This is a genomic window from Arthrobacter sp. G119Y2 (assembly GCF_038069765.1).
GTDB lineage: Bacteria > Actinomycetota > Actinomycetes > Actinomycetales > Micrococcaceae > Arthrobacter_B.
Map to the genome: position 1 here is coordinate 375,849 of NZ_JBBPFS010000004.1, position 24,116 is coordinate 399,964.

The window sequence follows — 24,116 nt, forward strand, 5'->3', positions numbered from 1 at the left end:
TCGTAAGTATGCTGATGTTAAGAGTGCGGTGTTGTCCGCACACGCGGCACAGGATCGAAGGCGGTCCTGTCTCAACGTTCAGGAAGGTAAGCGCATGTCTGAATACCCCAATGAGGAAGAACAGCTGACCGACCCCAAGCCCAGCGGGCAGTCCACCGGTGACGACAACTGGCGCGGCGACGCCGGCGACCAGGGCAACGACATCCGCTTCGCCGAAGAAGAGCAGCTGATCCGCGAGCAGGCCTCGCCTGCATCGGTGAACCGCGAGGACGAGGGTGAGTACACCGACAAAGACGAAGCCGACGGCGGCAAGCCGGCCAAGGAAGAGGGCGGCTACACCGACGCCGAAGGCACCCAGGACTCCTAGGGCTGCCTGACCGCCGCAGCCCCGTCCTGCTCGGCGGGAACCGCCGAGTTCCTTCCGCCGAACGGGCGGGGCCGCGGCCGGGCGGGTGCCGGAGACCGGATCAGCAGCGCCAGCGGGTTCACCTCCACGCGCACGCTGGTGGCGGTTCCGGTGACATCGCCGTCCAGCTGGGTCCGGGTGGGCTGGCCGACGCTGATTTCCACGGTTTTTGCCCTCCGGTGGTCAATCACCGGGAGGTCCTTGGGATATTTGGTGACCACCTTGCCCGCCAGCCAAAGCCAGCCGGCGAGGCTGCGCGGACTCATGACCACCACATCCAGCAGCCCGTCATCCATGCGGGCTTCCGGAATGAAGTCGATCCCGGCCGGCAGCCGGCCGATGTTTGCAAACAGGATGCTGCGCACCTTGCGCACCCGCGGCGGTTCACCGTCCAGGGAAATGGACATCTTGGTCCGCCGTCCGGGCAGGAGCCGGACCCCCGCCTCGCTGTAGGCCATCCAGCCCACACGTTCCTTCAGGTCGTCGCGGGTGGCCGCGAGGACCTCTGCATCCAGACCAATGCCTCCCATCACCAGGAACGCGCTGCTGCTGCTGCTTTCCCCCGTGACGGAGTTTTCCTGGGTCATGGTGCCCATATCGATACGCCGTTCCTGCCCGTGCAGCGCGGTGCTGACGGCCGCCTGCAGATCCAGGACCGGCAGGCCGAGGTTTCTCGCGAGCAGGTTTCCGGTACCCAGCGGCAGCAGGCCCAGGGCTGCCGGGGTGTTGGCCAGGGCGCGGGCAACCTCCCGGACTGTGCCGTCCCCGCCGGCGGCAACAACGACGTCGGCCCCCAGCTGCACTGCGCGGCGCGCCTGTTCGAAGCCCGGGCTCTCCCGCGTTGTCTCCAGGACCAGCGGCGGGTCCCACCCTGCGAGCTCGCAGGCTTCCGCCAGCAGTACCCGGGCCGCCGGGGCCTGGACCTTAATCGGGTTGATGACCACGGCGACCCGCTGGTGGCCCGGTGCGAGCGTCTTGACGACGGCCCGGCGCGCGGCCCGCTGCCGCCGCCGTCGCACGGTCACCCACGCCAGGCACGCTGCAGCGGCGGCAAGGAGCAGTGAAAGCAGGATGATCAGGGGAGCGGACATAATGGTTCCCACCCTAACCCGGGTCCGTGCCCGGGCCTGCCGCGCTTTTGGGTACTCTTGAAGCGTGATCGATGTAAATGAGCTCCGCGAAAACCCCGAAAAATTCCGAGCCTCCCAGCGCGCCCGCCAGGCGGACGAGTCCCTGGTGGACGCGATCATTGCTGCTGACGCCGCCCGCCGGGATTCCCGCACGCGGTTTGAGAACCTGCGGGCCGAGCAGAATGCCTTCGGGAAGCGCGTGGCCAAGGCCAAGGGCGACGAAAAGCAGGCCCTTCTGGCCGAGGTCAAGGAACTGGCAGGCGCCGTAAAGGCAGCCGGCGCCGAAGCCGACGCCGCGCAGGCCGAGTCCGACGCCCTGCTGCGCCGGATCCCGAACCTGGTGCAGGACGGCGTTCCCGCCGGCGGCGAGGACGATTTCGAGGTCATCAAGACCGTCGGAAAGCCCCGCGACTTTGCCGCCGAGGGTTTCACTCCCCGGGACCATCTGGAAATCGGTGAGCTGCTGGGCGCCATTGACATGGAACGCGGCGCGAAGGTGTCCGGCTCCCGGTTCTACTTCCTGCGCGGAGTCGGTGCCCGTCTGGAGCTGGCACTGCTGAACATGGCGATGGACCAGGCCGTGCAGGCCGGTTTTGTTCCAATGATCACTCCCACGCTGGTCCGCCCCGAGACCATGCAGGGCACGGGCTTCGACGTGGCGCACGACGCCGAGATCTACCGGCTGGCCGACGACGACCTGTACCTGGTCGGCACGTCCGAGGTGCCCCTGGCCGGGTACCACGCCGATGAAATCCTGGACCTGAACGAGGGCCCGGTCCGCTACGCCGGCTGGTCCTCCTGCTACCGCAGGGAAGCCGGATCCCACGGCAAGGACACCCGCGGCATCATCCGCGTCCACCAGTTCAACAAGGTGGAAATGTTCATCTACACCAAGCCGGAGGATGCCGCCGCAGAGCATCAGCGGCTCCTGGCCTGGGAAGAGGAAATGCTGGCCAAGGTGGAGCTGCCCTACCGGGTCATCGACACCGCCGCCGGAGACCTGGGCATGTCCGCAGCCCGCAAGTTCGACTGTGAGGCCTGGGTTCCGACCCAGAACGCCTACCGGGAACTGACGTCCACATCCAACTGCACCACGTTCCAGGCCCGCCGCCTGAACATCCGGGAACGCCAGGACGGCGAGGGCAAGGGAACACGGGCCGTGGCCACGCTCAACGGAACCCTGGCCACCACCCGGTGGCTCGTGGCCATCCTGGAGCACCACCAGAACCCGGACGGCTCCGTCACGGTGCCTGCCGCCCTGCGGCCCTACCTGGGCGGACTCGAAGTCCTGCCCGTCCTGTAGCCGCTGTTGCCGGTGGGGTTTTTGTGTCCGGAACCGGGGCACGGATGTGAGGCGCGTCCTTTCATGATCAGTAGACATCTGTTTAAATGAGGCGATGACTACTTTGACGAATGCCGGCATCGAAGACCGGCAAGAACCCCGTATCCAACCGCACCTCGTAGCCCTGGACGTCGACGGCACCCTCGTGGACCACGACGGACACATGTCCGCCGGCGTGCGCGAAGCCGCCCAGGCGGCCAGCGCCGCCGGGCACCACCTTGTGATCGCCACCGGACGCTCCTACGGAGCAGCCCTGCCCGTTCTGGAGCGCATCGGCATCACCAAGGGTTACTGCGTCTGCTCCAACGGCGGCGTCACCCTCGAGATAGATACTTCCCTGCCGGACGGCTACCGCGTCCTGGACCGGGTGGTCTTTGATCCGTCGGTGGCACTGGACGCCCTGCGGGTGAGCCTGCCCACGGCCAAATTTGCGCTCGAGGACTCCTACGGCAACTTCCTCTCCACCGAGCGGTTCCAGGACGCCAGCTTCGGTGTGGAAGCCCAGCCCGTCGACTTCGAGCGGCTGCGCAGCGCCGAGGCCGTCCGCGTAGTGGTCTTCAGCACCGATTCAACAGCCGAGGAATTCGGTGAGGCGGTGCGGGCGATCGGGCTGCACGGAGTCACCTATTCCGTGGGCTGGACCGCCTGGCTGGACATCGCCGCCGAGGGCGTCACCAAGGCCAGCGCGCTGGAAAAGATCCGCAGCGCCCTGGACATTGACCGCAAGCACACCCTGGCAATGGGCGACGGCCGCAACGACATTGAAATGCTGGGCTGGGCGGGCCGGGGAGTGGCCATGGGCCAGGCTCCGGAGGAGGTCCTGGAAGCAGCCACTGAAGTGACGGGAACCGTCTACGAAGACGGGGCAGCGGTCATCCTCCGCGGCCTGGCAAACCCGCAGGCGTAAGGAAACACCTCAGGCCCGCACCGCTGCCGTCCGAAGCCCCGGGCGGCAGGCGTGCGGGTCAGTACACCAGCGCCGCCGGCGGCAGGGCAGCCGGTCCGTAGCAGAGCGACAGGAGCCGGGCGGCAGCCGGACGGGTTGCCCACTCCTCCTGCCAGTGGGAACGCACCACCGCTTTGCTGACGGCCTGGGTGGTGATGCCCAGGACCTCGGCCACGTATTTCTGCTGGCCGCGGGCGCCCGGCGTCATCAAATCCAGGACCTTCCACTCTGCGTCGGTCCGGCTGGCAACGATCTGGCCCAGCAGCCGCAGGACGGCCTGGGCCTCGCCGGCAACCTCCATGTCCGGCCCGTCGACGGCCAGCGGAATGCGTTCGCCGGTTTTCCGTGCCCGGTCCACCGCGCGGCGGGCGTACACCAGCCCGAAGCCGTCATTGTCCAGAATGGACTGCATCAGCGGCGGGTGCAGCTCTCCGACGCCGATCCCCACATTCCAGCGCCGCTGCCGGATGGCGGTCAGCGCCGCCTCCACGGCTGCCGGGGCATCGGCCAGGACTCCCTGCGCTTCGTCGCCCACCGAGCGCTGAAACGGAACTGCGGCAGGCAGATGCCGCAGCGAGCGGATCAGATCCGGGACGAGGTCGCCGGATTCGCGGGTGTCCCGCTGATTGATGGTCAGCACGTAATGCATGGCATCAGCATGCCAGAGGCTCGGGAAAACAACCGGTTTCGGTTGCGGCGCGCCCTGTTCTCCCGAAAAGCCTCTCCCGAAGAGCTCCCCGCGCAAACGACGACGGCGGCCGCCCCGGAATGGGGGCAGCCGCCGTCGGGCGTTTGCCGGGCCGGACGCCGCGGGGCGCCGGCCGGAAGGGACGTGCTAGTTGTTCTTGGGGTCGGCGTCGACGTCGCGGCCCTGGGGCTCGTCCTCTTCGCTGCCTTCGCCGATGGCCTCGAAGCGCTTCAGTGAGGCTTCGACCTCGGTTTCGGCGGCTTCGCGGCCGGCCCAGTCAGCGGCTTCAACCCACTTGCCCGGCTCCAGGTCCTTGTACTTGGTGAAGAAGTGCTTGATCTCATCGAGCAGGAAGTCGGAAACGTCCGAGATGTCCTGGATGTGGTCAAAGCGGGGGTCTACGGGGACGCAGAGGACCTTGGCGTCTCCGCCGCCGTCGTCCACCATGTTGAACACGCCGATCGGGCGGGATTCCACCAGGACGCCGGGCATCAGATCGAAGTCCTGGAGCATGACCAGGGCGTCCAGCGGATCGCCGTCTTCGCCCAGGGTGTTTTCGAAGTAGCCGTAGTGGGTGGGGTAGGCCATGGACGTAAAGAGGATGCGGTCCAGGCGCAGGCGGTGGGTTTCGTGGTCGATTTCGTACTTGACCCGGGATCCCTTGGGGATCTCAATGGTGACGTCGAGTTTCATGGATACTCCTCTTGCGCGGCACCGTGCGGGTACCGCAAAACGGGTTGGCGAACGCGGCGTCAACGAAAACAGTGCCGTGAACGTAGGCTGATCAACACACCGGCAACCGCAGAACTGCCCGCGTCCGTGCGGGCTGCGGCGTCGGTCTAGTCTTAAAGATATATGTCTTGGTCCCCATTCACTGTCTTAGGCAGCGGATGCAGCTAACGGAAAGCAATGGTGAAGCGATGGCTCGGGTGTTTACCGGCCTCCTGCTGACCCTGGTCCTGGCCGTGCTTTTCGTTCCGCTGGCGTTGTACGCCGGACCTCCGGTGCTCGCCGCGCTCCGCTCCGAGCAGCCCCCGCGGCAGGTAGTGGTGCCCTCCTATCAGCAGGGCCCGAGCCGGCTGGCATCCCTGGGCGAGGAATTCCCGGTGCCCGCAGGTTCAGGTTCCGCAGCCCCGGATCCGCAGACGCTGAAGGAACTGCTGGACGCCGAGCTGACTGTCTCCGGAAGGGGCACTTTCCACGGCGTCGTGCTCGACACCCTGTCCGGGGAGGTGCTCTACGACCTGGACGGCGGCACCGCCGTCACGCCCGCCTCCAGCCTCAAGATCCTCACGGCTGCTGCCGCCCTCTCGGAGCTGGGGGCGGAGACCACCTTTGAAACTGTTGTCTACGCCGGAAGCACCCCGGACACCATCGTCCTTCGAGGCGGAGGAGACGTCCTCCTGACCGCCGGCAAGTCGGACGAGGAACAGGTCACGGGCCGCGCCGGGCTGCAGACCCTCGCCGATGAGACTGCGGCCGCCCTGGCGGAGCGGGGGACCGCGGGCACGGTCCGCATCCGGGTCGATGACACGCTGTTCAGCGGGGACACCCTGTCACCGGCGTGGAGCAGGGAAGACGTGGAGGCCGGGGAAATGGCGCCGCTTTATCCGCTGGCCATCAATTCGGCATGGGCAGCGGAGGGGGCCTCCTCCGGCCTGCGGACCGACGACGCCGCGCTCGCGGCTGCCGAAGCCTTTGCCGCCGCACTTGAAACGTCGGCCGGGGACTACGGGATGACGGTCGATCCGACCATTGAACGCGGCAGCGCAGGGGACGGGGCGCAGCGGCTGGCGGCGGTGGAATCGGCTCCCGTGTCCGATCAGGTGCAGCACATGCTGCTCACCTCCGACAACTACCTGGCCGAGGCACTGGCCCGGATGAGTGCCCTGGCCGCCGGTCGGGAGGGGACGTTCGAGGGCGGAACGGAAGCAGTGTCGGCAGCGGTGTCCCGGCTCGGCGTCGACACGTCGTCACTGGTGCTGGCTGATGCCTCCGGGCTGGGCGGCGGAACGGAGATCTCCGCCCTGCAGCTGGCCGGGACGGTGCAGGCGGCGCTGACGTCCGCTGAAGATGACGTTCGGATGCTGCCCTACTCCCTCCCCGTCGCCGGATTGAGCGGAACCCTCGCCTCCCGGTTTTCCGGGGATGAAGAGGAGGATTCACCCGCCGGCGTCGTCCGGGGGAAAACCGGAACCCTTTTCGCGGTGACCTCGCTCAGCGGGTTCGTGACGGATGCCGACGGCCGGCTGCTGTCCTTTGCCTTTGTGGCAAACGGGCTGGAAGCCAACACGGCCCAGGCCCGCGCCGCCGTGGATTCGGCAGCCACCGTCCTGGCCGGATGCGGCTGCCGCTAAGGCGTTTGGCGTTCAGCGAACCCCTCTCCAATTCCGGGGAGCGTGTGGTCTGATGGACGGATGGAGAGCTATCAGCGCCACCCCGCCCCAGCCGCCCCCGATCTGGTGAATTGGGACCTGGCCGCCGGAACGGCAGCCACCCTGGTGTCCGCCGGTCCCAAGATGTCAGCCCGTGAGATCCGTGACGCCGTCACGGAGCTGCGCGCCCTGGCAGATGAAGCAGTAACCCACGTACACCGCATCACCGGGCTGGAAGCTGCCCGGGACCTGCGGGATTCCGAGGTGCTCGTGGTGGACCGCGCCTCCTGGGCCAAAGCCAATTCCCGCAGCTTTGCCGCCCTCATGAACCCCGCCCTGGACCATCTGGCCCGAACCCGGCCCGAGCAGCTGAAGAATGCCAACACGGCCTTCAGCGGCACGGTCACCGGCGCCCAGCTCGGCGCCGTGCTGGCCTTCCTGTCCTCGAAGGTGCTCGGCCAGTACGATCCCTTCTCGGCCAAGACCCCCGGCGGCCCCTCCGGCGGACGGCTGCTTCTGGTGGCTCCGAATATCATCAGCCTGGAGCGCGAACTCAACGTGGTTCCGGCTGATTTCCGGTTGTGGGTATGCCTTCACGAGCAGACCCACCGGGTGCAGTTCGCCGCGGCGCCCTGGCTGCGCGACCACATGCTGGAGCAGATCGGCCTGCTCACCAACGGCCTGATGGACAAGGCGCAGACCTTGTCCGAACGCCTGGGACAGGCCGCCAAGACCCTCACCTCGCCGGCCGCCCGGGAAGCACTGACCGGCGGACCCGGCGGCGACGTCCCCAAGCGCCCGATGGACATCATGTCCCTGCTGCAGGACCCCGAGGACAAGGAGCGGATGTCCCACCTGACAGCTGTCATGTCCCTGCTGGAGGGCCACGCCAATGTGGTGATGGACGCCGTCGATGCCCGGATCGTTCCCAGCGTGAAGACCATCCGGCAGCGCTTTAATGCCCGCGGTAAAAGCCACGGCTGGCTGGACCGCTTCTTCCGCCAGATCATGGGGCTGGACGCCAAAATGCGCCAGTACAAGGACGGCGAGAAGTTTGTCCGCGCCGTGGTTGACCGTTCCGGCATGGACGGGTTCAACCGGGTCTGGGAAGCCCCCGCACATCTCCCCACCGAAGCTGAAATCCACAATCCGTCCCTCTGGATGACCCGGATGGGACTGTAACCGCACGTGCACATGCAAGAAGCCGACTTTTCCGCACCCGATTTCCCCGCTCAGGCCCAGCCGCACCGCGGCCGTCCACGCAAGCGCCTGAACCCGACCCTGGGCAAGGCCCGCAACATGATCCGGGAGGCGCTGGAGGATGCAGGGCTCGCGCCCCGCGGGACTGCTTCCGCTCCGCCTCCGCTGCTGCTGGTTGCGTGCAGCGGCGGGCCGGACTCCCTGGCGCTGGCCGAAGCGGCGTCCTTCTTTGCCCGCCGCGGTGATTACCGGGTGGGTGCAGTGGTCGTGGACCACGCCCTGCAGCCCGGATCCGCCGACGTAGCCGCCGCTGCCGCGCAGAAGCTTCGCGGCATGGGTCTGGACCCGGTCCAGGTGCGCACAGTATCGGTGCCTGCAACCGGCATGGGGCCCGAGGCCGCGGCCCGCACCGTGCGCTACGAGGCCCTCGATGCCGCCGTGGAGGAGACCGGAGCCGACGCCGTACTGCTCGGACACACCCTGGACGACCAGGCTGAACAGGTGCTCCTGGGCCTCGCCCGCGGCTCCGGCACCCGGTCCCTGGCAGGCATGCGTGCCGTGCGGGGCAAATACCTGCGCCCGCTGCTGGGACTGCGCCGCAGCGAGACCGAAGAAATCTGCGAAAGCGAAGGCCTCGACCCCTGGTTTGATCCCACCAACTCGGATCCGGCCTTTGCCCGGTCCCGGGTCCGGGCGGAGGTCCTGCCGTTCCTGGAAGAGAAACTGGGCCCGGGAATCGCCGAGGCACTGTTCCGTTCCTCACGTATCCTGGCCAACGACGCCGACTACCTCGACACCGTAAGCGCCGAAACCTATGCAAGGCTGCGCATCGTGCCGGGCGGTGCGGAGGACACGGAAACGCAGGCTGCCGGCACCGTCCTGTTGCCCGAAGCACAGCTGCGTGAGCTGGCTCCCGCCGTGCGCCAGCGCGTCCTGGCCCTGGCCGCCGTCGAGCTCGGAGCCGCCCAGCCCAGCTACGAACGGCTGCGGTCGGTCGAGGCGCTTCTGCGCCGCACCGGCTCCGCCGGTCCCGTGGAACTCGTCGGCAAAGTGAGCGTCTACCGGCAGGTGCGCACAAATCCGGTTCCCCAAGGCCCCTCCGGCTATGGCAATCTTGTCTTTAGGAAAAAGAGCAGCACCTAAAATCCAGCTGCAACATCTCGTACCCGGGAGCCATTCGTGGATTCACACGACGTCCAGTCAGACCTCAAGCACGTTCTCTACACCAAGGAACAGATCGAAACGCGGGTGAGTGAGCTCGCAGCAGAGATTGACCGCGACTATGCCGGGCGTGACATCCTGCTCGTCGGTGTGCTCAAGGGCGCCGTGATGGTCATGGCGGACCTTTCCCGCGCCCTGCACAGCCACGTGACCATGGACTGGATGGCGGTATCCTCCTACGGTTCCGGCACTCAGTCCTCCGGCGTGGTCCGGATCCTCAAGGACCTGGAAACAGACCTCCTGGGCAAGCATGTGCTCATCGTCGAGGACATCATCGACTCCGGCCTGACCCTTTCCTGGCTGCGCACCAACCTGCAGTCCCGCGGCCCGGCCAGCGTCGAAATCTGCACCCTGCTGCGCAAGCCCACCGCCGCCAAGGTCGAAATCGACGTCAAGTACGTCGGATACGAGATCCCGAACGAGTTTGTTGTGGGCTACGGACTGGACTTCGCCGAGCGGTACCGCAACCTCGATTTCATCGGAACCCTGGCACCGCACGTCTACGAGTAAAACCGGCAGCGGAGCAGACAGCACCGGACGGCGGCCAGCAGGCCGCCGTCCGGTTCTGCATCCGCGATCAACATCACTGCGGCGTGCTACGCCCAGAGGGAACTTTCCGGGTATTGGGGACGTGTTCTTTCAGGTAACGGTGTATAGCTAGTTGAAGCATATTTCCGCGCAATATCAGCGTTGTTGATCAGGAGGGACGGGGCGTACGCCCTGACGACGAATGAAATCTAAGAACTTCTTCAAGGGGCCGGGCATTTGGATAGTCCTGGCATTGGCCCTTCTTGTGCTCATTCTTCCCAGCCTTTCCCAGAGCGGGGCAACAAAGGTGGACACCAGCGTGGGGCTGGAGATGCTCAAGAACCGAGAGGTGGAGCAGGCCAAGATTTACGACGGCGAACAGCGCGTCGACCTGACGCTCCGGGAGCCGTATAAGGACAGCAGCGGCAAGGAGACCGAGAACGTCCAGTTCTTCTTCGGCACCGCCCGCGGCGAGGACATTGTCGCAGCGGTGAATGACTCCGGCGCCGACGGGTTCACCGACCAGCCGGTCCAGACCAACTGGTTCACCAGCTTCCTGGGCCTGTTCCTGCCCTTCATCATTCTCGGCGTCATCTTCTGGTTCCTGCTCTCCCGCATGCAGGGCGGCGGCTCCCAGGTCATGAAGTTCGGCAAGTCCAAGGCGAAACTGACCAACAAGGACATGCCGCAGGTAACCTTCGCCGACGTTGCCGGCGCGGATGAAGCCGTCGAAGAGCTCCACGAAATCAAGGAATTCCTCCAGGACCCGGCCAAGTTCCAGGCCGTGGGGGCCAAGATCCCCAAGGGCGTGCTGCTTTACGGCCCTCCCGGCACCGGTAAGACCCTGCTGGCCCGTGCCGTGGCCGGCGAGGCCGGCGTGCCGTTCTACTCCATCTCCGGTTCCGACTTTGTCGAGATGTTCGTCGGTGTGGGTGCTTCCCGCGTCCGCGACCTCTTCGAGCAGGCCAAGACCAATGCCCCCGCGATCATCTTCGTTGACGAGATCGACGCCGTCGGCCGCCACCGCGGTGCCGGCGTAGGCGGCGGCAACGACGAACGCGAGCAGACCCTGAACCAGCTGCTGGTGGAGATGGACGGCTTTGACGGCAACACCAACGTCATCCTGATTGCCGCCACCAACCGCCCCGACGTGCTGGACCCGGCGCTGCTGCGTCCGGGCCGCTTCGACCGCCAGATCGGCGTCGAGGCTCCCGACATGCAGGGGCGCCTGCACATCCTGCAGGTCCACGCCAAGGGCAAGCCGATGGCCGACGGCGTCGACCTGGAAACCGTTGCCCGCAAGACGCCCGGCTTCACGGGTGCCGACCTCGCCAACGTCCTGAATGAAGCGGCCCTGCTGACTGCCCGCTCCAACGCGCAGCTCATCGACGACCGCGCCCTGGACGAAGCCATTGACCGGGTCATCGCCGGACCGCAGAAGCGCAGCCGGGTGATGAAGGAACTGGAGCGCAAGATTACGGCCTACCATGAGGGCGGACACGCCCTGGTGGCAGCGGCCCTGCGCAACACGGACCCCGTCACCAAGGTGACCATCCTGCCGCGCGGCCGGGCCCTGGGTTACACGATGGTGCTGCCGCAGGACGACAAGTACTCCGTCACGCGCAACGAACTTCTCGATCAGCTCGCCTACGCCATGGGCGGCCGGGTGGCCGAAGAAATCGTGTTCCACGACCCTTCCACCGGTGCGTCCAATGACATTGAAAAGGCCACGTCCACGGCCCGGAAGATGGTCACCCAGTACGGCATGAGCGAGCGGATCGGTTCCGTGAAGCTCGGCAGCGGCGGAGGCGAACCTTTCCTGGGACGCGACATGGGCCAGGAACGGAATTACTCCGACCAGGTTGCCTACGTGGTGGACGAGGAAATCCGGCGTCTGCTGGACAACGCCCATGACGAGGCCTACCAGATCCTCACCGAAAACCGGGACGTCCTGGACCGGCTGGCCCTGGAACTGCTCGAGCGTGAAACCCTGAACCAGGCCGAGATTGCCGAGGTCTTCCACGACGTGCGCAAGCGCGACGTCCGCGAAGTCTGGCTCTCCAAGCCCACCCGCCAGGTCCACAGCCTGCCGCCGGTCGTCTCCGCCAAGGAACGGCGCGAGGCCGCAGCGGACGGCAGGCCGAACCCGGACACCGTCTCGCCGCAGGACCAGATTGCGGACGCAGACCTGCCCCAGGACTTCGATGTATCCGGCAACGGGCTGCCCCAGCCCGAAGGCACCGGATCCGGACACGCGGGACAGGGCGGCACCGCCGGCCGGACTGACGGCACGGAAGAATCCGCTCCGAACGACCGCTAGAACACGTCTGTCAGCAAGCGGCCCGGAACTTTGTGCCGGGCCGCTTTGCTGTATCGGTTCGGGCGGGGCCCCGCCGGAGGGCCGCTGCAGGAGCCGCCCCGGGCAGCAGCCACGGTAGGATCGACCAGTGACGGATTTCGATGATGAACTGACGGCGGAGGACATCCCCGCTTCCCCGGCCCCGGTGGACCAGCCCCGGATTGAAAAAGCGGTCCGCGAAATTCTCCTCGCAATCGGAGAAGACCCCGACCGGGAAGGGCTGCAGGACACACCCAAGCGGGTTGCGAAGTCCTATGCGGAAATTTTCGCCGGCCTGCACCAGAGCCCGGTGGACCTGCTGGCAACCACCTTTGCCCTCGAACACGAGGAGATGGTTCTGGTGAAGGACATCCCGTTCTTCTCCACCTGCGAACACCATCTGGTGCCCTTCCACGGCACCGCCCACATTGGCTACATTCCCTCCAAGGACGGCAAGGTCACCGGACTGAGCAAGCTCGCCAGGCTGGTGGACGTGTACGCGCGCCGGCCTCAGGTCCAGGAGCGCCTGACAACCCAGATCGTCGACGCGCTGATGGACAACCTGGACCCCCGCGGTGCCATAGTTGTCATTGAATGCGAACACCTCTGCATGTCGATGCGCGGAGTGCGCAAACCCGGAGCCAAAACCGTCACCTCGGCGGTACGCGGCCAGCTCCGGGAGACCGCAACACGTGCAGAAGCAATGAGCCTCATACTCGGACGATAGGACGCCACCACCCCATGGATTCACTCGCCGCCGCTCCCGGAACCGGACCAGCCACCTCACCCCTGCCGCTGGTCCGCCCCGTGCGGGCGCCCCGCCGGTTCACCGACCTTCCGGCCGACCGCACCCTGGTCATGGGCATCCTGAACGTCACGCCGGACTCCTTCAGCGACGGCGGGCAGTTCGGGCAGGCTGACCAGGCCATCCAGGCCGGGCTGAAAATGCACTACGACGGCGCCGACATCATTGACGTGGGCGGCGAATCAACCCGCCCCGACTCCGTCCGGATCAGTCCGGAGGAGGAGCAGCAGCGCATTCTTCCCGTGGTGGAAGCACTGGTGAAGGCCGGCGCACTGGTCAGCGTGGACACGATGAACGCTTCCACCGCCGAAAAGGCCATCGCAGCCGGCGCCGCCCTCATCAACGATGTCTCGGGCCTGGACGTGGATCCCGGCATGCCCGCACTGATCGCCCGGACCGGCGTTCCGTACGTGCTGATGCACAGCCGCGGCGCGGTCCGGAGCAGCGACCCGCATGCGGAGTATGACTCCGTCGTCGAGGACGTGATCACGGAACTGACGAAGCTCCGCGAGCTGTTTTATGCAGCCGGCGCAGCGCCCGAACAAATCATCCTCGATCCCGGACTGGGGTTCTCCAAAGACGGCAGCTCCAACTGGGAGCTGCTGCGGAACATCGACCGGCTCAACGGGCTGGGCCACCGGGTGCTCATCGGGGCTTCCCGGAAGCGTTTCCTCGGGTCCCTGCTCGCCAGCTCGGGCAAGGCGGCGGCACCGCTGGAACGCGACGGCGCCACCGCGGCCGTTAGCGCACTGGCTGCCTTCTCCAATGTCTGGTGCGTCCGTGTGCACAACGTCGGCCTCAGCGTCGATGCCGTCAAAACCGCCGCAGCCTGGAAGGGATAGGACATGAGCGTTTCCGGCACAGCCACCCGCGACACCATCACGCTGACGGGAATCACCGCCCGGGGATTCCACGGCGTCTTTGAGGACGAGCGGCGCAACGGCCAGCCCTTTGTGGTGGACGTAGTGCTGCACACCGATCTGCAGCCGGCCGGCCTCAGCGACGACCTGACGCAAACCGCACACTACGGCGAGCTCGCGGAGCAGGTTGCTGCCATCATTTCCGGAGAGCCGCTGAACCTGATCGAGGCACTGGCCGAGCGCATCGCTGCGGCGGTCCTGGAGAGCTTTGCCGGAATCGGAGCCGTCGACGTGACAGTCCACAAGCCGCAGGCACCCATCACCGTTCCGTTCGGCGACGTTGCGGTTACCATCCACCGGGACCGGCTGTGACCGGCGCCGCCGCGGTGACCGCGGTCCTGGCCCTGGGCAGCAATCTCGGCGAAAGCCGCGACACCCTTTCCCGGGCCGTGGCCGAACTCGCTGACCATCCCGGCGTCCGGCTCCAGGCGGTGTCTCCCGTGGTGCGGACCCGTCCGGTGGGCGGCCCAGAGCAGCCCGACTACCTGAACCTGGTGGTCTCCGTGGAGACCGACCTGCCGCCGCACGACCTGCTGGCGCACTGCCAGAGCGTGGAAAACGCCCACCACCGGGAACGCGAGGTGCGGTGGGGCCCCCGGACCCTCGACGTCGACATCATCACGTACGGTGACCTGGTGCTCGACGACGAGACCCTCACCATCCCGCATCCGCGCGCCGGCAGCCGTGCCTTTGTGCTGCAGCCGTGGGCCTGGATGGACCCGGACGCCAAGCTGTCGGGAACCCCCGTGGCCGAACTCGCCGCCCGGGCCGAGGACCTGCCCGGGCTGGAAATCTTCGAGGGAGACTGATCCATAACGTGGGGAACATCCGGTACCGCTGGCTGGCCGTCATCGCACTTGTGTCCGGCGTGATTGGCTGGCTGGTGAACAACTGGGCCACCCGCAACTCCCTGCCCGCCCCCGTGCTCAGCGTGTTCGGGCTGCTCACCGTCGTGCTCATTTCCGGTGCCACGCTTTTCCTGGGCCTGCGGGTGAGGCGCTGGCAGCAGGGCAACCGCGACCGCAAGCTGGACCCGATCGCCGCTGCCCGCACCCTGGTCCTGGCCCAGGCCACCGCCTATGCCGGCTCGCTGCTGTTGGGCTGGCACGCCGGCATCTTCGTGGAGCAGGTTCCGCTGTGGTCGCTCCGGCCGGGCCACGTGGCCACGTGGGCCGCCCTGGCCATGATCGCCGGAGGAGTCCTGATGATCGCCGTGGGACTGCTGGTGGAGCGGTTCTGCCGCCTTCCGCCGGATGACTCGAACGGGAACGGCGGGACCACCGCCGGCCCGGATACAAGACGCGAACCGGGAGACGGAGAATATGCCTAGCGAAGCAATCGATCCGGACGGCCTGAACTGGGAGCACGTCTCGCCCCGGTACCTGACCGTCCGCCTCATCGGCTGGGCGGTGGAAGCCGTGGTGACCGTGGCGCTCGCCTGCATACCGCTGATCCTCCGTGCTGCCGGGGTCTGGTCTTCGGCCCCGGACTGGCTGGTCTGGGGGCTTCCGGCCCTGATCGCAGCTGCGTATGTCTGGCGCGGGGTGCTGCTGCCGCGGCAGGTCCGCGCTGTCTGCTACGCCGAACGGAACGAGGACTTCCTTCTCCGGAGCGGTATTTTCTACCAGCGCACGCTCGTGGTTCCCTACGGGCGGATGCAGTACGTTGACGTCACTGTCGGCCCCCTCGAGCGTGCCTTTGGGCTGTGCTCCCTGAAACTGCACACTGCTGCCCCCGGAACCAACGCGGTGCTGCCCGGGCTGCCGGCAGCCGAAGGCGCCCGCCTGCGCGAGCACCTCTCCGAACGCGGCGAAACGCAGCTGGCCGGCCTGTGAGCGTTCCACACAACGGGGAATGGGCCCGCGTCCACCCGGTGTCCCCCCTGGTGCGCGGCTGGATCGCCCTTGCCGCCATTGCCTTTGTCTTTGGGCGGAACGTGGTGGAGGACCTCGTCGGGCTGCGTGGCGGCAACGGCGACGGCGGCAACGACGGCGGCGGCAGCGGCGGCGGGACGGTACCTGAGGGCACGGTCCTGCTGATCGGCATAGCCGTCCTTGCCGGCATCCTGCTAATCATTGCCGTGGGGTTCTTCCTGTCCTGGCGGTTCACCCGATACCAGGTGACCGGCGAGCACGTGCGCGTGCATTCCGGCATCGTTTTCCGCCAGCAGCGACAGGCGCGGCTGGACCGCGTCCAGGCCATCGACATCATCCAGCCGCTGCTGGCACGGCTCTTCGGGCTGGCGGAACTGCGCTTCGAAGTGGCTGACGCCGGTGAGTCCGCGGTCCGCCTGGCCTTCCTGAAGCTCGACGACGCCCAGCAGCTGCGGGCTCTGATCCTGGACCGGGCGTCCGGTGCTCCGGCCACGCATCCGGAGGCCGGCGGAGTCAGCGACGGCGAGGGCGACGGCGGCGGCGGCGGCACAGGCCCCGGCGGCGCTCCGGACACCGCCGGCACGCCTGCCGGCGCATCCGGCGGCATCCGCAGTAGGGGAGCCGCCGAGGCGCCGGAGCAGCCCATCCTCGAGCTGCGTCCGGGACGGGTCATCGCCGCCACTCTGCTGTCCGGCACCACGCTGTTCCTGCTGGTTGGCCTGGCCTGCGCCGTCATCATCACGGCCGTCACCGGCGAGCCGGTCACCCTGGCCGTCATGGTTCCCCTCCTCTTTGGCGTCGTCGGCGGCTACTGGTCAGAGTTCTCCACCTCCTTCAACTTCCGCGCCTCCGTTTCCCGGGACGGCATCAGGGTGCGCTACGGGTTGCTGGACACCCGCACCCAGACCGTTCCGCCGGGCCGGATCCAGGCCGTAGCCGTCCAGCAGTCACCGCTCTGGCGGCTCACCGGCTGGTACCGGGTCTCGGTCAACGTGGCCGGATACGGCGACGGCGCGGGTTCCGAGGGCCTGGCACGGACCAAACTGCTTCCGGCCGGGACGCTGCCCGAGGTTTTCGCCATCCTTGCCCTGGTACTGCCGGAGCCGGGCACCGACCGGCCCCTGGACGTTTTCACCGCGGGCATCACCGGCCGGGACGGCGCTCACGGCTTCACCACGACCCCCCGCCGTGCCCGCTGGATTGCACCCCTGGCCTGGCGGCGCAACGGGTTCACCCTCACCGACACTGCCCTGCTGATCCGCAGCGGCGCCCTGTGGCGGGTTCTCTCCGTGGTGCCGCATGAACGCACGCAGTCGATGGCACTGGAGCAGGGACCGCTCCGCCGCCGCTTTGACACCGCCGACCTGGTCCTTCACTCCACCGCCGGCCCGGTTCATCCGCGCGTGCGGAAAATCGATGCACCAACAGTGCGCCGGCTGTTTCTGGAGCAGGCGGCCCGGGCCCGCGAGGCACGCCGCCGGGACCGCACGGCCCGCTGGAACCGGCCGGCCGCCTCCCCGCCGGCCGTTTCCACAGCGTCCCTCGCAGCGCCCGCACCGCCCGCACCGCCGGCGTCCCCCGCAGCGCCCGCACCGCCCGTTCCCGCAGATCCGGTTTCCAAGGAGTTTCCCCATGAACAGCCCTGAAGCAAGCACCGCCGAGAAACGACGGCGGGGCCGGCTCGGCATCGGGGTCATCGGCGCCGGCCGGGTGGGCGCCGTACTTGGTGCTGCCCTGCGCGCTGCCGAACACGCCGTCGTCGGTGTCTCAGCCGTGAGCGAGGAAAGCCGCGAACGTGCCGCCAACCTGCTGCCCGGCGTCCCGATCCTGGACATTGCGGAAATCGTGGAGCGTTCCGAACTCGTGCTGCTGGCCGTACCGGATGATGCCCTGGGGCCGCTGGTTTCCGGGCTGGCCGCCACCAACGCGTGGCAGCCCGGGCAGCTGGTGGCGCACACCTCGGGCAGGTTCGGCACGGACATCCTTGAACCCGCCCGACGGGCCGGTGCCATCCCGCTGGCCCTGCATCCGGCCATGACGTTCACCGGGATGAGCCTTGACCTCACCCGGCTCGCCGACTGCTCCTTCGGTGTCACCGCTCCCACCGCCGTGCTGCCGATCGCGCAGGCCCTGGTGGTGGAAATGGGGGCCGAGCCGGTGGTCATCGACGAAGCCGACCGGGTGAACTACCACCTGGCGCTGGCCCACGCCTCCAACCATCTGGTCACCATCACCGCCCAGTCAATGCAGCTGCTGACGGACATCGGCGTCGAGAGCCCGAACCGGCTGCTCGGACCGCTGATGCGCGCGTCCCTGGAGAATGCCCTGGCCTCCGGCGAGCACGCGCTGACCGGCCCCGTGGCGCGCGGAGACGCCGGCACCGTGGCCGCCCACCTGAGCGAAATGGCGGACCAGGACAGCGCTGACCTCCGCGACACGTACCGCGCCCTGTCCCTGGCCACGGCCAGGCGCGCCGTTGACCGCGGTCTGCTGGGCGAGGCTGCCGGCCAGGCCATCATTGATGCCCTGACCCTGGATGCCGAAGGGCCGAAGTGAGTACGCCGCGCGTAGTGCGCTCCGCAGCGGAACTGCGGTCCGCGGTTGCCGGGGCCCTGGCCGCCGCCGGTACAGCCGGCGGCGGCACCGGCGTTCCCTCCCTCGGCCTGGTGCCCACCATGGGTGCGCTGCACCAGGGACACCGGGCCCTGGCGGAGGCCGCCCGGGCGGAGAACGACGTCGTGGTCGCCTCGGTGTTCGTCAACCCGCTGCAGTTCAACGACCCGGAGGACCTGCGCCGCTATCCCCGCACGCTCGAGGCGGATCTGGACCTGCTCGGGGCGGCGGGGGTGGATCTGGTCTTCGCGCCGTCGGAGGCTGAGGTCTATCCGGACGGAGCACCCCTGGTCCGGGTCAGTTCAGGAGAGCTGGGGGCCCGCTACGAGGGTGCCTCGCGGCCCGGACATTTTGACGGCGTGCTGACCGTGGTGGCCAAGCTGCTGCACTGGACCCAGCCCGCCGTGCCGGCGCACTTCCGTGCATACTTCGGCCAGAAAGATGCCCAGCAGCTGGCGCTGATCCGCCGGATGGCCGCTGACCTGAACTTCCCGGCGGAGATCAGGGGAGTGCCGGTGGTCCGCGCCGCCGACGGCCTGGCGGAGTCCAGCCGCAACGTTTTCCTGGATTCCGCGCACCGGGAGGCGGCGGCGGTTCTGCCGCGGGCACTGTTCGCGCTGGCGCACCGGGTTTCCGCCGGCCATCCGCCGGACCTGGCCGCCGCCGTCGCACTGGTGGAAGTCGAACCCCTCGTGGAGCTGGACTATTTCGACATTGTGGATCCGCATACGCTGCAGCAGCTGCCGGCAGACCCCGGACCGCTTCAGAAACCGGGCCTGGCGCTCGTGGCAGCGCGCGTCGGGCCGGTGCGGCTGATCGACAACCTGCCCCTGGTGCCCCCGGCCCGGGCAGCCCGGTAGTCCAGCAACCTGCGTGCCCGCTGCACGGCGGCTGGTAACCGGCCGTAAGGGCCCGCCGCGCGGCTCTGTAAACTTAAGGACTGTGACCACATCTAACTCCGTTCCCGAAGCAGCCGACACCTCCGAGCAGATGCGCATCCGCGCCGAGAAGCGGGCGCGCCTCATCGCCCGGGGCGAGGAAGCCTACCCGGTGGGAGTGGAGCGCACGCACTCCATCAAAGAGGTCCGGGAAAAGTTCGGCCACCTGCAGGCCGATGAAACCAGCGGTGAAACGGTGGGCGTCACCGGCCGCGTGGTGTTTATCCGGAACACCGGCAAGCTCTGCTTCGCCACCCTCCAGGAAGGCAACGGAACCCGGGTGCAGGCCATGCTCAGCCTGGCCGTCGTCGGGGAAGAGTCGCTGGCCGACTGGAAGGCCCTGGTGGACCTCGGAGACCACGTCTTCATCCGCGGCGAAGTGATCTCCTCCCGCCGGGGCGAGCTCTCCGTCATGGCTGAGTCCTGGTCCATGGCCTCGAAGGCGCTGCGGCCGCTGCCCGTGCTGCACGCCGGACTCAATGAAGAAACCCGGGTCCGGCAGCGCTACGTGGACCTGATGGTCCGCGAGGAAGCCCGGGACATGGTCTACAAGCGTGCCGCCATCATCCGCGGCGTCCGCGACACCCTGCACGGCCACGGCTACGTGGAAGTGGAAACACCCATGCTGCAGCTGGTCCACGGCGGAGCGGCGGCCCGGCCCTTCGAGACGCACCTGAACGCGTTCGACCAGAAGATGACCCTGCGGATCGCCACCGAGCTGTACCTGAAGCGTGCAGTGGTGGGCGGCATCGAGCGGGTCTTCGAGCTGGGCCGGATTTTCCGCAACGAGGGCGTCGATTCCACGCACAGCCCCGAATTCACGACCCTGGAATGCTACGAGGCATATGCCGACCAGTTCGTCATGGCGGACCGGATGAAGGAAATCATCCTCCACTGCGCCGATTTGGTGGGCAGCCGGCAGATCGAGACCGACGCCGGAACCATCAATCTGGACGGGGAATGGAAGTGGCTGTCCGTGTATCCGGGCCTGTCCGAAGCCGTGGGCGTGGAAATCACCCCCGACACGGATGCTGCAACGCTGCTCGGGATTGCGGAAAAGCACGGCGTGAAGGTCGACCCGAAATGGGACGCCGAAAAGCTGGTTGTAGAACTGTTCGGCGAAATTGTCGAACCGACCCTGATTCAGCCGACATTTGTTTATGACTACCCTCCGTCCGCCCAGCCCCTGGCCCGCCAGAACCGCAACGATCCGCGGCTGATCGAGGCCTGGGACCTCATCATCGGCGGCATGGAACGCGGTACGGCGTTCTCGGAGCTGATCGATCCGGTCATCCAGCGCGAGCGGCTGACGGAGCAGTCCCGCCGTGCGGCCGACGGCGACGACGAGGCCATGGCGCTCGACGAGGACTTCCTGCGCGCTCTGGAATACGGTGCACCGCCCATGGGCGGCATCGGTCTTGGAATTGACCGTCTCGTGATGCTTTTCACGAACACGGGTATCCGGGAAACAATTTTGTTCCCCCTGCTAAAGCCGGAAATGGGATAGACCATGGAATACGTTGAAGTCCTACTGCCCTCGATATGTGTTGCAGCTCTCTTTTATTTCGCCATGAAGGCCCTGCTGAATGTGGACCGTTCGGAACGAAAAGCTCTGGCTGAAGCGGAACGGGAAGCCGACCTTGCCGCTGATCCCGATACAAGTAGTCCGCGATCTGAAAAAGAAAGTAATTAAATCCCCGACTACGCTTTGACGGGGGATTCATAATTGCGTCATACTCTAAGTGGTCTCATTATCATTTTTCCCGGTTTAACTGCTTAGGAGCCTGTCGTGGCGCAAAAGGTAAAAATTATTCTGGTCGATGACCTCGATGCCGGAAGTGCGGATGAGACCGTGCGGTTCGGCCTGGACGGGGCACAGTACGAGATTGACCTGTCAACCGACAACGCGAAGAACCTCCGTGCTGCCCTGAAGCCGTACCTGGATGCAGGCCGCAAGGTAGGCGGCGGCCGCGCGGGCCGTCCCCGCAGCGCCGGATCCGCACGGAACAACGAAGCAGCGCAGATCCGCGAGTGGGCCCGGAACAACGGGTACACCGTCTCGGAGCGCGGCCGCGTGAACAGTGAAATCATCGAAGCCTACCGGGCCGCCCAGAGCTAGAGCCGTGCATGGCCCCGGGAGTGATTCCGGGGCCGCTGGTCACGCCTACGGCGAACACGCTCCTTAAGCAGGCACAGGACACGTAGCATCGAATTACGCGTTAGCTAGGAGTGTGCCTCATGTTTGAAAGATTTACCGACCGTGCCCGTCGCGTTGTCGTGCTTGCCCAAGAAGAGGCTCGCATGCTCAACCACAACTACATCGGCACCGAGCACATCCTGCTCGGGCTCATTCATGAGGGTGAAGGCGTAGCAGCTAAGGCCCTGGAATCCCTGAGTATCTCGCTCGGTGCCGTGCGCGAGCAGGTGCAGGAGATTATTGGCCAGGGCCAGCAAGCCCCCTCCGGCCACATCCCCTTCACCCCCCGCGCCAAGAAGGTCCTGGAACTCTCCCTCCGGGAGGCTCTGCAGCTTGGCCACAACTACATCGGGACCGAGCACATTCTGCTCGGCCTGATCCGTGAAGGTGAGGGCGTAGCCGCCCAGGTCCTGGTCAAGCTCGGCGCCGACCTGAACCGGGTGCGCCAGCAGGTCATCCAGCTGCTGTCCGGCTACCAGGGCAAAGAGCCCGTCAGCTCGGGCGGCCAGCAGCAGGAAGGCCAGCCCGCGGGTTCGGTCGTCCTGGACCAGTTCGGCCGCAACCTGACCCAGGCTGCACGGGAGTCCAAGCTGGACCCCGTCATTGGGCGTGAACACGAAATGGAACGGGTCATGCAGGTCCTGTCCCGCCGAACCAAGAACAACCCTGTTCTTATCGGCGAGCCCGGTGTCGGCAAGACCGCCGTCGTTGAGGGACTGGCCCAGGCCATTGTCCGCGGCGATGTTCCGGAGACCATCCGTGACAAGCAGCTGTACACCCTTGACCTTGGTTCCCTCGTTGCCGGTTCCCGGTACCGCGGTGACTTCGAGGAACGCCTGAAGAAGGTCCTCAAGGAAATCCGCACCCGCGGCGACATCATCCTCTTCATCGATGAGATCCACACCCTTGTGGGCGCCGGTGCCGCCGAAGGCGCCATTGACGCAGCCTCCATCCTGAAGCCGATGCTGGCCCGCGGCGAGCTGCAGACCATCGGCGCCACCACGCTCGATGAGTACCGCAAGCACATCGAGAAGGACGCCGCCCTCGAGCGTCGTTTCCAGCCGATCCAGGTCAAGGAACCTTCCGTTGCGCACTCCATTGAAATCCTGAAGGGCCTGCGGGACCGCTACGAAGCCCACCACCGCGTCTCCATCACGGATGCGGCCCTGGCTTCGGCAGCGACCCTGGCCGAGCGCTACATCAGCGACCGGTTCCTTCCGGACAAGGCCATTGACCTGATCGACGAAGCCGGCGCCCGGCTGCGGATCCGCCGGATGACGGCTCCGCCCGAGCTCAAGGAAATCGACGAGCGGATCTCCGCGCTGAAGCTGGAAAAGGAATCAGCCATTGATTCCCAGGACTTCGAAGGTGCCGCCAACCTGCGGGACAAGGAGCAGAAGCTCCATGACCAGCGGGCCGAAAAGGAGCGCCAGTGGAAGTCCGGCGGACTGGATGACATCGCCGAGGTGGATGAGGAACTCATCGCCGAGGTGCTTGCCAACTCCACCGGCATTCCCGTGGTCAAGCTCAACGAGGAAGAGTCCACGCGCCTGCTCAAGATGGAAGACGAGCTGCACAAGCGCGTCATCGGTCAGGACCAGGCCATCAAGTCCATCTCGCAGGCTATGCGCCGTACGCGGGCCGGACTGAAGGACCCGAAGCGTCCGGGCGGCTCCTTTATCTTCGCCGGTCCCACCGGTGTCGGTAAGACTGAGCTGGCCAAGGCCCTCGCGGAGTTCCTCTTCGGCGACGAAGAGGCACTGATCACCCTGGACATGTCCGAATACTCCGAGAAGCACACGGTTTCCCGGCTCTTCGGTGCCCCTCCGGGATACGTGGGCTACGAAGAAGGCGGGCAGCTGACCGAAAAGGTCCGCCGCCGTCCGTTCTCCGTGGTGCTGTTCGACGAGGTGGAAAAGGCGCACGCCGACCTGTTCAACTCGCTGCTGCAGATCCTCGAAGACGGCCGCCTGACTGACAGCCAGGGCCGGGTGGTGGACTTCAAGAACACCATCATCATCATGACCACCAACCTGGGAACCCGGGACATCTCCAAGAGCGTCTCCACCGGTTTCCAGTCCGGCACCGACACAAAGACCGGCTACGACCGGATGCGGGCCCGGGTCACGGAGGAGCTGCGCCAGCACTTCCGCCCCGAGTTCCTCAACCGTGTCGATGACACCGTGGTCTTCCCGCAGCTCACGCAGGACGAGATCGTCCAGATCGTGGACCTGTTCCTGGAACGCCTGGGCAAGCGCCTGGCGGACAAGGGCATGACTATCGAGCTGACCCCCGCGGCGAAGGTTCTCCTCGCCACCCGGGGCTACGATCCCGCCATGGGTGCCCGGCCGCTGCGCCGGACCATCCAGCGCGAAATCGAGGACCAGCTGTCCGAGAAGATCCTCTTCGGGGATCTGAAGCCGGGCGAACTGGTCTCCGTTGACGTGGAGGGCGAAGGCGACGACGCCAAGTTCACGTTTGTTGGACACGGCGCGCCGAAGGCAATCGAGGAAGCACCGTCGGCAATTGAAGCCGGCGTGGGCGACTAGCCAAACCGCCGCACTGCGGCACGAAAAGAACCCGGAGGGCAGGCGC

At 66.8% G+C, this 24,116-nt stretch carries 24 protein-coding genes; 21 read left to right on the plus strand and 3 right to left on the minus strand.

Annotated features, from left to right (window positions below; all coding sequences use genetic code 11):
* Positions 1-94 precede the first annotated feature (94 nt).
* Positions 95-367 carry a hypothetical protein gene (locus WKB88_RS11075; protein ID WP_341394616.1) on the plus strand — a complete coding sequence of 91 codons (273 nt, stop codon included), beginning with the start codon at positions 95-97 and terminating at the stop codon, positions 365-367.
* Here the strand turns inward: WKB88_RS11075 and WKB88_RS11080 are convergent.
* On the minus strand, positions 364-1,497 hold the full coding sequence (locus WKB88_RS11080) for a diacylglycerol/lipid kinase family protein (protein WP_341394617.1): 1,134 nt from the start codon (positions 1,495-1,497) through the stop codon (positions 364-366). The two genes, WKB88_RS11075 and WKB88_RS11080, sit on opposite strands and share 4 nt — an antisense overlap.
* 64 nt (positions 1,498-1,561) lie before the next feature.
* On the opposite strand from WKB88_RS11080, the gene serS reads away from it, so the two are divergent.
* Together serS and WKB88_RS11090 are read left to right on the plus strand one after the other, a co-directional pair.
* A complete protein-coding gene (serS, locus tag WKB88_RS11085) occupies positions 1,562-2,839 on the plus strand; it encodes a serine--tRNA ligase (protein WP_341394618.1) in 1,278 nt (425 codons plus the stop codon).
* A 94-nt stretch (positions 2,840-2,933) separates the two neighbouring features.
* Positions 2,934-3,785 (plus strand): HAD family hydrolase, encoded by an 852-nt coding sequence (locus WKB88_RS11090; RefSeq protein ID WP_341394619.1) that lies wholly within the window; start codon positions 2,934-2,936, stop codon positions 3,783-3,785.
* A gap of 58 nt (positions 3,786-3,843) precedes the next feature.
* Here the strand turns inward: WKB88_RS11090 and WKB88_RS11095 are convergent, their stop codons facing one another.
* Together WKB88_RS11095 and WKB88_RS11100 are read right to left on the minus strand one after the other, a co-directional pair.
* A complete protein-coding gene (locus WKB88_RS11095) occupies positions 3,844-4,473 on the minus strand; it encodes a hypothetical protein (protein WP_341394620.1) in 630 nt (209 codons plus the stop codon).
* 186 nt (positions 4,474-4,659) lie between these two features.
* Entirely contained in the window at positions 4,660-5,205 is a 546-nt protein-coding gene (locus WKB88_RS11100; RefSeq protein WP_341394621.1) for an inorganic diphosphatase, read from the minus strand.
* Positions 5,206-5,432: 227 nt separating this feature from the next.
* Between WKB88_RS11100 and dacB the strand changes: the two genes are divergently transcribed.
* From dacB to WKB88_RS11190, 18 genes are all read left to right on the plus strand, one after another.
* A complete protein-coding gene (dacB, locus tag WKB88_RS11105) occupies positions 5,433-6,869 on the plus strand; it encodes a D-alanyl-D-alanine carboxypeptidase/D-alanyl-D-alanine endopeptidase (protein WP_341394622.1) in 1,437 nt (478 codons plus the stop codon).
* Between the two features lie 60 nt (positions 6,870-6,929).
* The gene (locus WKB88_RS11110) at positions 6,930-8,069 is read left to right on the plus strand and encodes a zinc-dependent metalloprotease (RefSeq protein WP_341394623.1); all 1,140 of its coding nucleotides are present in this window, start codon (positions 6,930-6,932) and stop codon (positions 8,067-8,069) included.
* Between the two features lie 12 nt (positions 8,070-8,081).
* The gene (gene tilS, locus WKB88_RS11115) at positions 8,082-9,230 is read left to right on the plus strand and encodes a tRNA lysidine(34) synthetase TilS (protein ID WP_341394743.1); all 1,149 of its coding nucleotides are present in this window, start codon (positions 8,082-8,084) and stop codon (positions 9,228-9,230) included.
* 36 nt (positions 9,231-9,266) lie between these two features.
* Entirely contained in the window at positions 9,267-9,818 is a 552-nt protein-coding gene (gene hpt, locus WKB88_RS11120; protein ID WP_341394624.1) for a hypoxanthine phosphoribosyltransferase, read from the plus strand.
* 220 nt (positions 9,819-10,038) lie between these two features.
* Entirely contained in the window at positions 10,039-12,156 is a 2,118-nt protein-coding gene (gene ftsH, locus WKB88_RS11125; protein WP_341394625.1) for an ATP-dependent zinc metalloprotease FtsH, read from the plus strand.
* Positions 12,157-12,283: 127 nt separating this feature from the next.
* A complete protein-coding gene (gene folE / locus WKB88_RS11130; protein WP_341394626.1) occupies positions 12,284-12,901 on the plus strand; it encodes a GTP cyclohydrolase I FolE in 618 nt (205 codons plus the stop codon).
* 14 nt (positions 12,902-12,915) lie between these two features.
* Positions 12,916-13,821, plus strand: coding sequence for a dihydropteroate synthase (gene folP, locus WKB88_RS11135; protein WP_341394627.1), 906 nt, complete (start codon positions 12,916-12,918; stop codon positions 13,819-13,821).
* 3 nt (positions 13,822-13,824) lie between these two features.
* Positions 13,825-14,211 (plus strand): dihydroneopterin aldolase, encoded by a 387-nt coding sequence (gene folB / locus WKB88_RS11140; RefSeq protein ID WP_341394628.1) that lies wholly within the window; start codon positions 13,825-13,827, stop codon positions 14,209-14,211.
* Positions 14,208-14,708: a 2-amino-4-hydroxy-6-hydroxymethyldihydropteridine diphosphokinase gene (gene folK / locus WKB88_RS11145; RefSeq protein ID WP_341394629.1), complete on the plus strand. Its 501-nt coding sequence runs from the start codon at positions 14,208-14,210 to the stop codon at positions 14,706-14,708. Before folB ends, folK begins: the two co-directional genes overlap by 4 nt.
* An 8-nt stretch (positions 14,709-14,716) precedes the next feature.
* Complete coding sequence (locus WKB88_RS11150) at positions 14,717-15,229, plus strand: DUF3180 domain-containing protein (RefSeq protein ID WP_341394630.1); 513 nt, start codon at positions 14,717-14,719, stop codon at positions 15,227-15,229.
* On the plus strand, positions 15,222-15,734 hold the full coding sequence (locus WKB88_RS11155; RefSeq protein ID WP_341394631.1) for a PH domain-containing protein: 513 nt from the start codon (positions 15,222-15,224) through the stop codon (positions 15,732-15,734). The genes WKB88_RS11150 and WKB88_RS11155 overlap by 8 nt, the downstream gene beginning before the upstream one ends.
* Entirely contained in the window at positions 15,731-17,419 is a 1,689-nt protein-coding gene (locus tag WKB88_RS11160) for a PH domain-containing protein (RefSeq protein ID WP_341394632.1), read from the plus strand. The genes WKB88_RS11155 and WKB88_RS11160 overlap by 4 nt, the downstream gene beginning before the upstream one ends.
* Positions 17,406-18,329, plus strand: coding sequence for a Rossmann-like and DUF2520 domain-containing protein (locus WKB88_RS11165; protein ID WP_341394633.1), 924 nt, complete (start codon positions 17,406-17,408; stop codon positions 18,327-18,329). Before WKB88_RS11160 ends, WKB88_RS11165 begins: the two co-directional genes overlap by 14 nt.
* The gene (gene panC / locus WKB88_RS11170) at positions 18,326-19,246 is read left to right on the plus strand and encodes a pantoate--beta-alanine ligase (protein ID WP_445818904.1); all 921 of its coding nucleotides are present in this window, start codon (positions 18,326-18,328) and stop codon (positions 19,244-19,246) included. The genes WKB88_RS11165 and panC overlap by 4 nt, the downstream gene beginning before the upstream one ends.
* 130 nt (positions 19,247-19,376) lie before the next feature.
* Positions 19,377-20,831 (plus strand): lysine--tRNA ligase, encoded by a 1,455-nt coding sequence (gene lysS / locus WKB88_RS11175; RefSeq protein ID WP_341394745.1) that lies wholly within the window; start codon positions 19,377-19,379, stop codon positions 20,829-20,831.
* A gap of 3 nt (positions 20,832-20,834) precedes the next feature.
* Positions 20,835-21,017, plus strand: a complete 183-nt coding sequence (locus WKB88_RS11180) for a hypothetical protein (RefSeq protein ID WP_341394634.1) — start codon at positions 20,835-20,837, stop codon at positions 21,015-21,017.
* A gap of 96 nt (positions 21,018-21,113) precedes the next feature.
* The gene (locus WKB88_RS11185; protein WP_341394635.1) at positions 21,114-21,443 is read left to right on the plus strand and encodes a histone-like nucleoid-structuring protein Lsr2; all 330 of its coding nucleotides are present in this window, start codon (positions 21,114-21,116) and stop codon (positions 21,441-21,443) included.
* Positions 21,444-21,562: 119 nt separating this feature from the next.
* Positions 21,563-24,070 carry an ATP-dependent Clp protease ATP-binding subunit gene (locus WKB88_RS11190; RefSeq protein ID WP_341394636.1) on the plus strand — a complete coding sequence of 836 codons (2,508 nt, stop codon included), beginning with the start codon at positions 21,563-21,565 and terminating at the stop codon, positions 24,068-24,070.
* The last annotated feature ends 46 nt before the right edge of the window (positions 24,071-24,116 follow it).

Excerpts from the sequence above, each read along its gene's own strand:
- WKB88_RS11075 (WP_341394616.1), top strand. The coding sequence starts at position 95 with ATGTCTGAATACCCCAATGAGGAAGAACAGCTGACCGACCCCAAGCCC.
- WKB88_RS11080 (WP_341394617.1), bottom strand. The coding sequence starts at position 1,497 with ATGTCCGCTCCCCTGATCATCCTGCTTTCACTGCTCCTTGCCGCCGCT.
- WKB88_RS11090 (WP_341394619.1), top strand. The coding sequence starts at position 2,934 with ATGACTACTTTGACGAATGCCGGCATCGAAGACCGGCAAGAACCCCGT.
- WKB88_RS11095 (WP_341394620.1), bottom strand. The coding sequence starts at position 4,473 with ATGCATTACGTGCTGACCATCAATCAGCGGGACACCCGCGAATCCGGC.
- WKB88_RS11100 (WP_341394621.1), bottom strand. The coding sequence starts at position 5,205 with ATGAAACTCGACGTCACCATTGAGATCCCCAAGGGATCCCGGGTCAAG.
- dacB (WP_341394622.1), top strand. The coding sequence starts at position 5,433 with ATGGCTCGGGTGTTTACCGGCCTCCTGCTGACCCTGGTCCTGGCCGTG.
- WKB88_RS11110 (WP_341394623.1), top strand. The coding sequence starts at position 6,930 with ATGGAGAGCTATCAGCGCCACCCCGCCCCAGCCGCCCCCGATCTGGTG.
- tilS (WP_341394743.1), top strand. The coding sequence starts at position 8,082 with ATGCAAGAAGCCGACTTTTCCGCACCCGATTTCCCCGCTCAGGCCCAG.
- ftsH (WP_341394625.1), top strand. The coding sequence starts at position 10,039 with ATGAAATCTAAGAACTTCTTCAAGGGGCCGGGCATTTGGATAGTCCTG.
- folP (WP_341394627.1), top strand. The coding sequence starts at position 12,916 with ATGGATTCACTCGCCGCCGCTCCCGGAACCGGACCAGCCACCTCACCC.
- folB (WP_341394628.1), top strand. The coding sequence starts at position 13,825 with ATGAGCGTTTCCGGCACAGCCACCCGCGACACCATCACGCTGACGGGA.
- WKB88_RS11155 (WP_341394631.1), top strand. The coding sequence starts at position 15,222 with ATGCCTAGCGAAGCAATCGATCCGGACGGCCTGAACTGGGAGCACGTC.
- WKB88_RS11165 (WP_341394633.1), top strand. The coding sequence starts at position 17,406 with ATGAACAGCCCTGAAGCAAGCACCGCCGAGAAACGACGGCGGGGCCGG.
- lysS (WP_341394745.1), top strand. The coding sequence starts at position 19,377 with ATGCGCATCCGCGCCGAGAAGCGGGCGCGCCTCATCGCCCGGGGCGAG.
- WKB88_RS11180 (WP_341394634.1), top strand. The coding sequence starts at position 20,835 with ATGGAATACGTTGAAGTCCTACTGCCCTCGATATGTGTTGCAGCTCTC.
- WKB88_RS11190 (WP_341394636.1), top strand. The coding sequence starts at position 21,563 with ATGTTTGAAAGATTTACCGACCGTGCCCGTCGCGTTGTCGTGCTTGCC.